Source organism: Pseudomonas sp. FP2294 (genome assembly GCF_030687625.1).
In the GTDB taxonomy this organism is placed as follows: Bacteria; Pseudomonadota; Gammaproteobacteria; order Pseudomonadales; family Pseudomonadaceae; genus Aquipseudomonas; species Aquipseudomonas shahriarae.
This window is the reverse complement of sequence record NZ_CP117441.1, coordinates 2,524,935-2,537,701: the sequence shown is the minus strand read 5'-3', so window position 1 is coordinate 2,537,701 and position 12,767 is coordinate 2,524,935. Positions and strand designations below refer to the sequence as shown.

The following is a 12,767-nucleotide window of genomic DNA, read 5'->3' as shown; positions in this document are numbered from 1 at the left end:
CACAACCCGAAGTGGGAGGGCTTTTGTGGGAGCGGGCAAGCCCGCTCCCACAAGGGGATCTGCGTTGTTAGCTGAACTCGCCAGAAACCTGCGACCACAGGCTGACCTTCTGCCCGCGATTCTTGAAGAATTCAATCTCACGCTTGATCCCCGAACTCAAGTCCCAGCCCGGCAGATCGAGGATGATCAATTCTTCCATCATGTCCATGAACAACGCATCCACCGGCGCCCACAGCTTGCCGATGGTTGCGTTGTCCTTGCCTTCGAACGCCAGGTTGATCGGGTGCGACATCGACACCTGACTGAACACCCCATGACCCGCCTCGATAATCGTGGCCGCCACCTTGTTGCACTGGATAAAGCGCTCGTGGGTGACGGACGCATCGGCATGGCTGTAGGGGCAGGCCAGAAAGATCTTTCTCATTGTTACCTCAGGGCAATGCAAGGGCTCGCACCCTTGCGATGGTTGAACAGTGGGCGTCAGACCGCCTGGGCAGCGGGCACACCGGGAGCATCGGCCTCTTCGCGCTCGCGTTCCTGCGCTTCATAACGCTGGGCGGCGGGCACCGAGATCTTGATCGCGATCGCCACGGCGAGCAGGCCGCCAAACAGCTTGGCGAGCAGGATCGGCATGATCAGCGTCGGCTGGAAGTTCGCGGTAAAGGCCAGGTGATCGCCAATGGTGGCCTGGGCACAGACACCCAGCGCCACACACAGGACCTTATCCCGGGCATTCATTTTCTTGAACAGGTGGTAAACCGCGATGATGTTGGCAAACACCATGACAAACGCCGCCGCACCATCGGCCGACAGCCCGATGTGCTTGCCCAGCACTTCCATGGGTTTCTTGCAGTAGCGGTTGAACAGGTAGCAGATCGGGAACGTACCGGCGAGCATGATGCCGATATAGCCAGCAATCTCGATGGCACGGAACAACTCCTTCTCGTCGGCGAACATCGGGTCAAAGCCCCACACACCGAAATTCTTCATGAAGAACCCGGTGAAGTGCTCAACGATGGCCAACGCCAGGACGATCTTGATAAAGGCGTCCATCAACTTACCGAACACCAGGAACCCGGCCACCATCCACGCCGCCCGGTAGCGCAGGCCGGCAGCCAGCAGGAAGCAGAACACAAACAATGGCGCGAGCAAGCGCACGCAGTCGACAAAACCCAGGCTCAGGTAATGCAACGCCGGCGACGTGGTGGACACAATGTCCCGCACCGGCAGGTTGAAGGCGGTGATCATCATCAGCGACGCAAGCACCGCGAACGGGATGCTGATCAAGCCCGCCATGGCCCCCAGCGCCAGGTACTTGTGGTCCTTGCGTTCGAGCATCATCAGGCCGACCGGGATCAGGTAGACAATGGTCGCGCCGGAGGTGTAGCCGACGATCATGGCGGTGATCCACATGTCGCGGTTCGCCGCCAGGGCATCGGCCAACTGGTAGCCGCCCATGTCCACGGCAATGATCGACAGCGCCGCAATCGACACGTCAGACCCCATCGCACCAAAGTACGGCCCCAGGGCGACCTCGATGAATTTGGACAAGTACGGGATCGCCACCATGATGCCCGCCTGCGCCAGGAACACCGGGCCGATGGAGTGGATGCCGTTGACAAACTCCTTGCCCAGGCCGCTGTCCGGCTTGATCACGGATGCAAACGCGCCAACCACCGCGCCGATCATGATCAGGTAAATAACGTAGTTGCCAAATTCCGCCATTGCTTTCGCTCCATCTGTACTGAATCAATTGTTTTTGTAGGAGTACGCCCCAGTTCGGTCGCTCCATTGGCCAAACGCGTTTACAGCTCCATTTGCGGTGTTTTCACACCCTATTACTAACCACTTCCCATGCCAATCGTGTGTTTTATGTGGTTTTGCGGGTTAAACACACTGGAATCGGTCAATTGTATTGCGTAATCTCTGGTCACACCTTTCAAGGCAGCGGACTTTACGGCCGTGAACGACAAACGCCAATACCACGTTCACCTCCCTGCCGCTGGCGCTCAAACGCCCCAGCGCTAGCGACTGCGGCATCATTTGAGTGCCTCGGTAACAGCGCCGCGCCCCTGTGGCGCATTCACGTAGCATCAAGAGGATGATTACCCATGCGCCCCAATGAAAGACGCCAACATATCCTTGAGTTACTACGCCAACGTGAACGCATTTCGGTCGACGAGTTGGCGCGCACCCTCGGCACTTCGCAAGAAACCATACGCCGCGACCTCACGGCCCTGGCCGAAGACGGCCAGGTCACCAAGTTCCATGGCGGTGCCTCGCTGCCCCCCAGCGGAGAGCACGAGAACGCCTTCCAGACCCGAATGAATGAGTTCTCCCACGAGAAACGTGCAGTGGCGCGCTTTGCCGCCGGGCTCTACGCGCCGGGCGACAGTCTGCTGATTGATACTGGCACCACTACCCTGTTCTTCGCCCGTGAACTGGCAAAACTCAACCGCATCACAGTGATCACCAACTCCTTGTTGATCGCCGCCGCCATTGGCGCCAGCGGCAATCGCGTGTTCATGATCGGCGGCGAATACCGCCCCGAATCGGAACAGAATATCGGCGCCCTGGCCATGGAGCAGATCGCCCGTTTCAACGCCGAACATGCCGTGGTCACCATTGGCGCCCTGAACACCGACGGCGCCTTCGATTTCTCCATCGAAGAGGCGGAAATCACCCGCGCGATGATCGCCCGCACACGCTACCTCACGGTGATTGCCGACTCTTCGAAGATGGGCAAGCGTGCGCTGTTCCAGGTGTTCCCCCTGGAGCGCATCGACCGACTGATCATCGACCGCGCGCCCCTGGGCGAACTGGCCAAGGCCCTGGCAGAAGCCCAGGTTGAAGTGCTGCAAGCCCCTGCCCTGACCCGCCCGGAGTGGTGACTGGTTAACGCCAGTCGCGGCACCGCGTCACCGCGTCACTGAACGTGGCACGCCACTGCTGGGCCTGGGCGGCACTGACTTTCGGGTGGAAGCTGGTGCTGGTATTGCGCGGCGGCTTGAGCGCCACGCCAAGCCCTTTGGCCGCCAGCGCGGCACAGCCGAACGCGGTCAACTCATCGAAACGCTGAGTGACGATGCAACGCTGCAAGGCATCGGCGAGGAACTGCGCAAAGTACGGGCTGCGCGCCAGGCCGCCATCAATCGACAGGTGATCGGTGACGCTGAGAAACCCGTCCATGGCCGTGATCACTTCAACACTGCGTAACGCCACGCCCTCCAGCACCGCCTGGCACATATCCTGGCGTGTGGTGCTGCCGTTCATACCGACCCATAGGGCGGTCGCGCTGCGGTCCCAATGGGGGCAAGCCAGCCCGGACAGCGCCGGCACAAACGCCAGTTGGCGGCCAATGGCCGGAGGCTCGTCAAACGCCGCCAGCTCCGAAAAATCCGTGAACAAGCCGAGCCGCCCGGCCCACTCCACCGCCGCGCTGGCATCGTAGACACCACCGTCCATGGCATAGGTGGGCTTGCCGTCGATCTGCCAGGCAATGGTTGCCAGCAGGCCCTTTTCCGGCGCGCGGATGATCTGCTCGCCGGTCAAGGTCAGGGCAAACGCGCCGGTACCGTAGGTGATCTTGGCGTCGCCTTCATTGCGGCAACCATGGCCATAGAGCGAGGCCTGCTGGTCGACAATCGACGCGGTGACCGGGGTGGCACCAATCTCGCCAAAGTGCCCAACGGTGTCGCGGATCTGCGGCAGGGTTTCCATCGGCACGCCAAACAGCTCGCAGAGCTGGCTGTCCCACTGCCCGGTCGCCAGGTTCATCAGCGAGGTGCGCGAAGCGGTGGTGACATCGGTGGCAAAGACCCCGGTCAGACGGTCGAGAAAGTACGCATCGGTGGTGCCCAGGCGCAGCCGCCCGGCGCGCAATGCGCTCTGCGCGGCCGGCAGGTTGCGCACGATCCAGGCCAGCTTGCTCGCCGAAAAATACGGGTCGAGCGGCAAACCGGCGCGCTCCAGGGTCAGGGCCTCGCCACCGTCGCCGCGCAACTGGGCGATCTCGGCCGAGGTGCGATTGTCCTGCCAGACGATCACCGGGGATAACGGCTCGCCGGTCTGGGCATCCCACGCCAGGCAACTCTCGCCCTGGTTGGCAAGGCCGATGGCGTCCACCTGGCCGGTGGCCTCCAGGCAACGCTGCAGGTTATTGAGCAATTCCAGTGGATCATGCTCCACCCAACCAGGATGGGGATGGTGTTGCTGATGGCGCAACGAGAGCTGGATATCAGCAGACCCATTGTCACTCACCACCAGCACGCGGGTGCTGGTGGTACCTTGATCGAGCGCGGCAATGCGCATGTTAAAGACTCCTCGGCAGGTCTTGTTATGGGCCGACAAAGTCGACTTCGAGTTGCTGTACGCCCTGGGGCAGGTTCAGGCTGGCGATGGGTATCAAGATCCGCCGCTCGGGCAGCGAACTGTCGGCGCGCGACCAGATCTCCTTACCGTCGGCGCGAACCACCAGGCGCCCTTTCACCCCACGACGAACCCGCAGTTGCAGGTGCTGCAGCCCCGCCACGGCAGACGGGCTCAGGCGCTGCGGTACGCAGAGTTTCAAGTCGCCCCTGCAGGCAATTTCGATACTCGACGCAGCAGACGGTAATTGCCCCTGCAGGTCACGGGCGATCATCGTAGCGATCTTATGGCCTTCGCGAAACGACCAACCTGCCGTCTCGACGGGGCGCAGCAGGTTGCCGGCGGCAAAGTACGCCGGGTCGGAACAGCGCCCGTACTGATCAATATGCGGGCCGCCGCTGTTGGGGTCCAGGCGCAACTCGCTCAAACGCACCAGGCTCGATTCGGGGGTGAACTGGCCGGTGAGCAGCACGCCGTCACAGTCAAACGTCTGGGTCTGCCCGTTGGCCAGGCGCACCGTCGCGCCCTCGACCCGCCCGGTGCCGTGGATTTGCAGGAGTTGCGCGCCAAAATGCATCGGCACCCCGCACAGCCGCGGGAACAGCGACAACGGCCAGCGCGCCGTGGCCCGTGGGTTGACCTCGATCATGGCCACCGGCCGGATCCCGGCACGCCGGCAACTCATGACCGCCGACAGGCTGACCAGCTCGGTACCGACGATCAATGGGCGTTCAAAGGGCTTGAGGTGCTCCAGGTACAGATAGGATTGGAACGCACCGGTATTGATCACCCCCAGCGGGCGGTCGCCACCCACCAGGCGCGCCGAGCGCGGCGTTTCCCGGGCCCCGGTGGCGATCAGCACCCGACGCGCCTGGATCACCTTGGCGCCCTGCGGGCTGACCACCTCCAGGCGTCCGCCCTGGCCCATCTGCGTCACCGAGTGCTTGACGCGGATATCCACGCCCGCCTTCACCGCCTGCGTGACATTTTTGCGCGCATACGCCGGCCCCGTGTAGACCCGGCCATATTCACGCAGACCAAAGGGTGGATGCCCGCAATGGCGCGGAATACCGCCAGCCTCGGGCTCACGCTCGAGCACCACCACCGTGCCCACACCCAGCTTGCGCAGGGTGATCGCCGCCGACAGTCCCGACGGCCCGCCACCGATAATCGCGACATCAATGTTTTCGACTTCAATGGGCTGCATGACAAACACCTGTTGCAAGGGGAATGGCCAGATGGCCAGCGCTCAGCTCGGCCACCCGCGCCCCACAATAAAAACCCTGGCAGCGCCCCATGCAGGCCCGCGTGCGCCGCTTCAACCCGCCCAGGTCACCGGGCGGCAGCGCGCTGGCCAAGGCATTCTGGATTTCCCGCAGGGTCACCATTTCACAGTGGCAGACGATTTCGCCGTAGCCCGGCCGGTGGTAGTCGCGTGGCAAATGTTCGGCGAGGTTAGGCAGCGTCGGCCATTGCAGGATGGACGCGGGGACTGGCGTGTGCTCGCGCTGATACAGGCTGAACACGTGCCGGGCGATGCCCAGCGCCGCCGTCAGGCCGGTGGAACGGATGCCGCCGACGCTGATCCAGTTCTTACCTTCGACCCGCTGCACCCGATACTCTTTCTTTTCCGTGGCCGGGCGCAACGCAGCATAGGTGGCAGTGACCGGCATGCCGTCGAGCGCGGGAATGCGCTCGACGGCAGCGTCCACCAGTTGGCGCAATACCTCGCTGTCGAGCCCCGCGTGCAGGCGGTCTTCCTGTTCTTCGGCGGTAGGCCCCACCAACAGGTTGCCGTAGACCGTGCGTGTCAGGACGATGCCCTTGGTGCGCTCATTGGGCACCGGCAGGATGATATTGCCCAGATAGCGCGCGGCCGCCTTGTCGAACACCACGAACTGGCCTTTGCGCGGGTGAATGGAAAAGCTCGATGCGCCCAGCAACTGTTGCTCCAGCATATCGCCGAACAACCCGGCGCAGTTGATGATCGTACGGCCGCGGATAAACCCGTTGGTGGTCTCCAGGGCCCAGAGATCGCCATCAAAATAGCCGCCGTTGACCTCGGTGTTGAGGCGCACCTGCGCGCCATGCATCATCGCCTGGAGCAGGTACCCCAAGGGCGCCGACCACGGGTCGATAAGGAATTCGCCAGGCACCTCGACCGCGCCCAGGGCATTGTGCGCCAGGTTCGGTTCCAGGCTGCGCAGCCGCTCGCGGCCGATCAGGCTGACATCGGCAATGCCATTGGCGTGTGCCTGCTCGACGATACCTTGCAGCTTGCCCAGGTCGTCCTCGTTCCAGGCCACCACCATCGCGCCGCTCTTGAGCAGCGGCAGCGACATCTGCTGGTGGATCTCCAGGTATTCCTGGTAGCCATCCTTCATGCACTGCAGCTCCAGGCTGCCGGTGGGCGCATCGAAGCCGGTGTGCAAGATCGCGCTATTGCCTTTGCTCGCCCCAGACAGGATATCCGGGCTCTTTTCCAGCAACAGCACCCGCGCCCCCTCCAGGGTAAAGCGCCGAACCATCGCGCATCCCACCACGCCACCGCCCACAACGATGACGTCGTAGATACCGCTCTGATTCGGGAAGGGTTTCGTCATGATCAAGCCTATGGGTGAAGTGAACGCATGGAATGCCTTGAAAGGGTGCAGGGCATATGCCACTGACCGAACCGGGGTTGGAATGACCGATTGGCTATGGCGTTTCTCGCAGTGCCCAAGGGCTCTGCGTCAGGACAAGCAGTCACAGCCATGCCAGCGCCTAATGTTTATGGGGATCCTGGCTTTAAACACAACGTGGAAAAGGCTGACCGGATCGGTGCGCACAGAGCGGACTCTGTCAAAAAGACGTTACTGTGGATTCGGTCAATACGCGCAAAAGCGCTACCTAAATACACATAAAATTTATACATGGTTACTTTTCAACACCTATAAAGCATGACCCAGACCGCTTTCCCACGGCCATATCGCGCTCTACCAGCGCCGATCAGTCAATAAAACCAACAAAAAATGACTGATACCCAAAATTAACCACATGAAATCCGCGCATTAACGACGTGAAGCCATCTTTCTTCGAGTCCTTCTATTAAAGACGTTGAAAGGGGCTGCGCTGAGACCACGGTGCCCCTCGCCCGAGCAGATTCTGCAGGCGGCACAGGTGCTCAAAGCGATTGACCGGGTGCGCCAACAGCCGAAGGCGACCGCAAAAACCAACTGCTGGAGCCCTCCGAAGGCAAGAACCGTGATGCTGACTACCCGCTGGGATTTCTGATCCGTAGCTGATGGAAATAAGAGGTAAATCAACAACTGCAGACGCAAGGGAATCATCCGGCGTTAAACCGCTACACAAGGCTAATGCCACGGTCGCTGTTTAACCCCGGACCCATTCCCAAACCTTCAGGCAGTCGCCCTTATGCTCAGTATTCCCAAGCACGTGAACCCGCAACGTCAGCCACCTCTTGCCTCCAACATCCTCCCCGGACCGCCGCCCTCCCGGCAAAAACGTGAAGCCCCCAACCCCGAAGGCCCCAACGAAAACCCGCGTATCGCAGGTGATCGCGAGCTGGCGATGGAGTATCACTCGGCGCTGTTGCTGGCCGCCAATGGCCAGAGAAACGTCACGATCAACACCCTTGCTCCCGAGTCCACGTTCGGCCAGTGGTGGACGCAACTGTCAAACGCCTTCAAATCGCCCGACATCCGTCAATGGATGCAAGACAAAGGCATCAATCCCCGCTCGATCGAACTGCATCCGCAATCCGGCAAAATCTCCTTCAAGCTCCAGCAGCACCTTGATCCCGAGCAGAAGCGACACACCGTCGGGCAAGACGACGCCCGCTGGGCCGCCATCAGCGGGCCCGTGCTCAAGGCCGGCCAAGTCATCGCTGCGGGCGACAGCGATACGGCCTTCTCGCCGCCGGCAAGCGACCTTATCGAGCCCGTTCCCTACTGGTTGGTCGGGCGCTTTTACAATGAGCGGCTGGACCTCACCGCCCCCTCAATGCGCCAGCGTGCTGCGCAAATCGACCAGAACCAAGGCTTCACACCGCTCGATCCAGCCACCTCGGCCCCCTTGATCAAGTCGCGCAGCGAAGATGAACTGCAAAACCAGGAAGCGCATCTGGGCGACATTGACCACCGGCACCAGGCCATCGCCGAGCTTCGTCACCTGGCAACGTCGGTCGAGCACGACATCGACTATGCCGGGCAGATCAGGAACCAACTGCACAAAAGCATGATCGAGCTGTCCCCCAACAGCACCTACCAGGCCAACCACACCGAGCAATCGAACAAGGTCAGCCTCCTGCAATTCATCGAAGACCATGGCTGGGACGTGCCCACCACTCACGAGCAGTTGGCAAACCTTGCAACCGCCCTCGCTACGCCAGCCCCCAAGGCACCGGCCAATGGCAACCTGGGTGGAGCGCTGGCCTGGCCCGAACCCCTTGACCGCGCCAGCCAGGAACAACTGCACTCGGACCTACGCGCCGGCAAGTTCGGCGATACCACGCTGAGTCCGTTTAACCATGTGCTGGATTATTTGCTGAACGGCAGGCAAATCTCGGCCGAGGACCAAAAACACCCACGGCAGTTGATCGATACCTTGCTCCATTCGCCCCGGGGCAAGGCACTGGGTAGCGCCATCCAGGCCACTTTCGAGGCGCGCGGCGTCAAAGGCAGTGCCACGGACTGGCTGTTGGCGGCCTTGAACATCGAGAGCGGCAAGCACCTGCATAACCCGTCACCCGGACAGATCGAGGGCTATCGGCTGGTCTCGGAGAACAATACGGGCAAGCCCGCCTCGGCGATCATCAAGGAACTCGCCGCGCACTTGCTCGCCCAAGGCAGCGCTTCGTCCCCTGAGAGCGCGGCAGTCAAGGCCCATCTTTTGCTGGCCAGCCGGGCACCGGAGTTCCTGGTCAAGGGCATTCCGAATCAGGTGACGCCGGGCACCCATAGCTGGGTCAGCCTGGTCACGGCAACCGCGCGCCTCGAAGCAAAAGCGCCAGGCAGCACGGCGACGATGAGCTACGCGCAAATCATGCTCGACGCCGCAACCGCCCCCATCACTGACGAAGAACGTCGTATTGAGTACACGGCGCAGAGCGAGGCGATCAAAGACTGGGGAGCAGCCAACGGCATGGGTTACCCGGCAACACCCACGGCCATAAATACCGTGCGCGAGGAGTTCAGTGCGCAGATTCGCGAGCTGAAAGAGGCCTCCGAAACCCAACTTGCGCAAATGCCTACCACCAAGGCAATTGCCCTCGAGCAACTGAAGAAAGCCCTGCCGGACATGGACCCGGCACTGTTCGACAAGAAGTGCATTACCTCGCAACCCTCCAGCCGTTATTTCCCGGGCCCCTACTCGATCCTCGACCTGTATATCGATGGTCGCGCGCTCAGCGGGGCTCCCGACTCGGCCGACAATTGGGGGGAGCATGGCCGTGCTTTTGTAAAAGACCTGACGTTTGGGGCGATCACCCTCGAGCCTGATGGCAAACCTGCGGCATGGGTTTCCTCATCTGAGGCGATCAACATCAGTGCTGTCATACCAAAGCTTAAAAACCTGGCGCGCCCGGTGGAGGCCTTCAACGAGACATTTGCGGGCTACGCCAATACGGTCAAGAAAGCCACGGCCACCCAGATCAAGCTGCTTATTTCAAAACTGCCGCCGCAAGACCGGGAGAACCTCGAGTTTGGCAAAATATCCATCAGCAAGGAGGTTCGCTACACCCGGGCCGATCACCCCATTCTCGTTGAACCGGGTGTGCTGCTGGTCAAGACCGAGCGCAACGGTAAGGTCATGACCTATGCCATTGACCGATTGAAAGGCACGGTGACCAGGCGACCGAACCAGAGTTACCAGGAGTACGCCCCCACCAGCGGCTTTTTACACGCATCAGGCGGCAAGAGATTCGATGCAGTAAAACCGGCGGGCCCGCACCCGCCTGGCATAACCGATGAAAACAAGGGGGCACAAGGCGCGCCCAACAGCTTCAACAGTGCCCGGACCCGCTACATTGCTGACGCAGTGATCGAGGCCATGGACCTGCCTGCTGTAGAACGCTACGCCAAGGGCGCCACCACCTTTGACACTGAACTACCGTTCTATAAGGCGCTTGAAGAAATCGCCCTGAACCTCATTCCATTTCGCTCAGCCATAAAGAACTTTATAGACGGCAACGTTGGCGAGGGCATTACCGACCTGGCGTTTGATATCTTCGGTTTTGCAATTGGCCTGGGCACCGCAGCCAAAGGTGCCAAAGCCCTCGCAGCCGGAGCATCGGCCCTTTCAAAACTGGGGCGTGCCGGCAAGATCATCGGGCGCGCGGCGGTTGGCGCACTGAATCCCGTGGGGGGGCTTGATGACCTGGCGCGCTCGGTAGCGAAGCTGGGGCGTACCGCCTCCAAGGGGGTCAAATACTTGCGTGGCTCCTACCGCAGCGTGAACCTGCTGGAGTTGGCGAAAAAACCTGATATCGCCGAAGGCACCTACAAGGCAGCCAATAGCGCACTTGAAAACAAAGCCTTGGCCAAGTTCGATGAGGCGAGCCAAAAATGGTATGCCTTTGACCCGCACACCCAGCGGGCGTACGGCAAAGCCCTGGACAACTTTGTGGCTACCCCCGACAACCCGATTGCTCTCGGCGGCGACACAACCCAGATCGCCAGCCAGCAGCACGGCCTGGCAGCAACCGGCACGTTCAAGGTTGGCCAGGAGACGACCGAAGGTAACGTCGTCATGTTTCAAGGCAATTGGCATCAATACGACCCGCTCAAGAAGCGAGCCTTTGGCCCCCCGATAAAGGAGTTCAAGCCGCACCGGGTAGCGGCCAATGGAGAGGTGAAATCCCTGAATGCCGATTTATCCGGGTATGAAGTCAAACATATCGCCCTGTCAGAACTAAAGATCAAGGGCCGACAGGGCAATGTGTATGTCGGGGGCAGCAATAAAGAGTATGTAAAGGTTGACGGAGCGCTGTATGAGTCACGCGTGAAAGATGGCCAGCGCGTGATCGTGCGCGCGGGAGGCGCAAGCCCCGATATCCCCGTCAAGGATCTGGGCGTTGCTGGCTGGGAACCCGTGTCCAGGGGTAACCGTCTGCTGGGCGGTGCCGGGAGCCCGCCCACGCCGTGGCGGCTCGACGAACATACTTATGTCGTGCCGATAGACGATGTCAAAACAACCGGGCGCCCACCCTCCCCCTACACGCTCAATTACATGGGCGTGGAGCATAGCGTCACGTTCAATAGTTCACTCGGTGCCTGGAAGGCAACGAATACCTCTACCGGTGTTGAAGGGGTTACTGACCAGTATTTCTGGAGAACCGGCAAAGGCAAGTGGCAGCGGGGAACCCTACAACAACTCGGCAAAGCCAAGAAAATCGACGCCCATAGATTCCAGTTCGTGGATGTCAGCCCGCCGATCTCCATACATGTCCCGAGAGATGCGAGGCCATTACCCAAACAACTGCATTATTTCTGGGCAGGCCAGGACATCCCCACCAACCTGGTGGAAAACATGGCCAACAATGCCAAGAAAGCCCCAGGCTACCAATCTGTTCTCCACGTAGATGCCGACAACCCAGCCATTTTCCAACAGATAAAAAGCAAGCTGCAGAGCAAGGCTCCCGACCTGACGGTGGTGAATCTCAATGAGGACGAGGTTTTCAAACAGTTGAAAAATGGCGAAATGTACGACTACTTTCGCCAAGGCCAGGGGAAAAACCTGGCCGCCGCATCGGACGTCGCACGCTATCCGATCATGAATAAATACGGCGGCATCTATCTTGATACCGATGATGTGATTCAAGCCGATATCGGCAATGTAGTTTTAAAAGCCGGCGCCAATGACGTTCTTCTTAACAAGCCTGTTGCCCATAGCCTGACCGGCTACAACCCGTTCTATAACACCAGTAACTTTGCAACGCAGCCGGGCAATCCCGTGCTGACGGACATGATCACAGAAATGAACCAACGTTTTTCCGCCAACAAGTCGTATTTCGCCGCCAATCGGCCCACGGTTTCCAGGGGCCCCAATGGACGGGTCCAATTCACCCCCGAATTCAATGCCTATGAGCGCAAGATCTTTGAGACGGTAGGGCCCAACCTGTTCAATGACATACTTAAAGCGAAACGACCCGACATGTACGACCTAGGGTTTGACGGCATTGCCAAAGAATCAAAAGTCGTCGGCAACAAAGTTGTTTCATCCGGACCGAGCGTCAATATCGAAGACGGTCTACGCGAGTTTTACGTGAGCAAGGGCATTGTTCCATCCAACCTGCTGGGTGTGAGGATCAAGGAAATGAAGGAACACTACCTCCCGCTGTTTCACAAATTCAACATCAAGGTGGGTGCTGAGCATTCCTGGATCGACGGCTGAGCCCTCAC

7 protein-coding genes are annotated in these 12,767 nt (G+C 60.2%); 2 read left to right on the top strand and 5 right to left on the bottom strand.

Annotation, left to right across the window (positions count from 1 at the left end; genetic code table 11):
- Positions 1 to 67: 67 nt before the first annotated feature.
- Together PSH73_RS11170 and eutH are read right to left on the bottom strand one after the other, a co-directional pair.
- The gene (locus PSH73_RS11170) at positions 68 to 424 is read right to left on the bottom strand and encodes a DUF1937 family protein (RefSeq protein ID WP_120732854.1); all 357 of its coding nucleotides are present in this window, start codon (positions 422 to 424) and stop codon (positions 68 to 70) included.
- Positions 425 to 480: 56 nt separating this feature from the next.
- Positions 481 to 1,725 (bottom strand): ethanolamine utilization protein EutH, encoded by a 1,245-nt coding sequence (gene eutH, locus PSH73_RS11165; protein ID WP_057440016.1) that lies wholly within the window; start codon positions 1,723 to 1,725, stop codon positions 481 to 483.
- Positions 1,726 to 2,111: 386 nt separating this feature from the next.
- Between eutH and PSH73_RS11160 the strand changes: the two genes are divergently transcribed.
- On the top strand, positions 2,112 to 2,891 hold the full coding sequence (locus PSH73_RS11160) for a DeoR/GlpR family DNA-binding transcription regulator (RefSeq protein ID WP_057959577.1): 780 nt from the start codon (positions 2,112 to 2,114) through the stop codon (positions 2,889 to 2,891).
- Between the two features lie 4 nt (positions 2,892 to 2,895).
- On the opposite strand, the gene PSH73_RS11155 is transcribed toward PSH73_RS11160, so the two are convergent.
- Genes PSH73_RS11155 through PSH73_RS11145 form a run of 3 tightly spaced genes read right to left on the bottom strand, consistent with a single transcriptional unit; the run spans position 2,896 to position 6,971 of the window.
- The gene (locus tag PSH73_RS11155; RefSeq protein ID WP_057959576.1) at positions 2,896 to 4,311 is read right to left on the bottom strand and encodes an FGGY family carbohydrate kinase; all 1,416 of its coding nucleotides are present in this window, start codon (positions 4,309 to 4,311) and stop codon (positions 2,896 to 2,898) included.
- A gap of 25 nt (positions 4,312 to 4,336) precedes the next feature.
- Complete coding sequence (locus PSH73_RS11150; protein ID WP_120732853.1) at positions 4,337 to 5,575, bottom strand: NAD(P)/FAD-dependent oxidoreductase; 1,239 nt, start codon at positions 5,573 to 5,575, stop codon at positions 4,337 to 4,339.
- Positions 5,562 to 6,971 carry an NAD(P)/FAD-dependent oxidoreductase gene (locus PSH73_RS11145; protein WP_305462486.1) on the bottom strand — a complete coding sequence of 470 codons (1,410 nt, stop codon included), beginning with the start codon at positions 6,969 to 6,971 and terminating at the stop codon, positions 5,562 to 5,564. The genes PSH73_RS11150 and PSH73_RS11145 overlap by 14 nt, the downstream gene beginning before the upstream one ends.
- A gap of 811 nt (positions 6,972 to 7,782) precedes the next feature.
- Between PSH73_RS11145 and PSH73_RS11140 the strand changes: the two genes are divergently transcribed.
- Positions 7,783 to 12,759: a glycosyltransferase family 32 protein gene (locus PSH73_RS11140; protein ID WP_305462484.1), complete on the top strand. Its 4,977-nt coding sequence runs from the start codon at positions 7,783 to 7,785 to the stop codon at positions 12,757 to 12,759.
- The last annotated feature ends 8 nt before the right edge of the window (positions 12,760 to 12,767 follow it).

Excerpts from the sequence above, each read along its gene's own strand:
- PSH73_RS11170 (WP_120732854.1), bottom strand. The coding sequence starts at position 424 with ATGAGAAAGATCTTTCTGGCCTGCCCCTACAGCCATGCCGATGCGTCC.
- eutH (WP_057440016.1), bottom strand. The coding sequence starts at position 1,725 with ATGGCGGAATTTGGCAACTACGTTATTTACCTGATCATGATCGGCGCG.
- PSH73_RS11160 (WP_057959577.1), top strand. The coding sequence starts at position 2,112 with ATGCGCCCCAATGAAAGACGCCAACATATCCTTGAGTTACTACGCCAA.
- PSH73_RS11155 (WP_057959576.1), bottom strand. The coding sequence starts at position 4,311 with ATGCGCATTGCCGCGCTCGATCAAGGTACCACCAGCACCCGCGTGCTG.
- PSH73_RS11150 (WP_120732853.1), bottom strand. The coding sequence starts at position 5,575 with ATGCAGCCCATTGAAGTCGAAAACATTGATGTCGCGATTATCGGTGGC.
- PSH73_RS11145 (WP_305462486.1), bottom strand. The coding sequence starts at position 6,971 with ATGACGAAACCCTTCCCGAATCAGAGCGGTATCTACGACGTCATCGTT.
- PSH73_RS11140 (WP_305462484.1), top strand. The coding sequence starts at position 7,783 with ATGCTCAGTATTCCCAAGCACGTGAACCCGCAACGTCAGCCACCTCTT.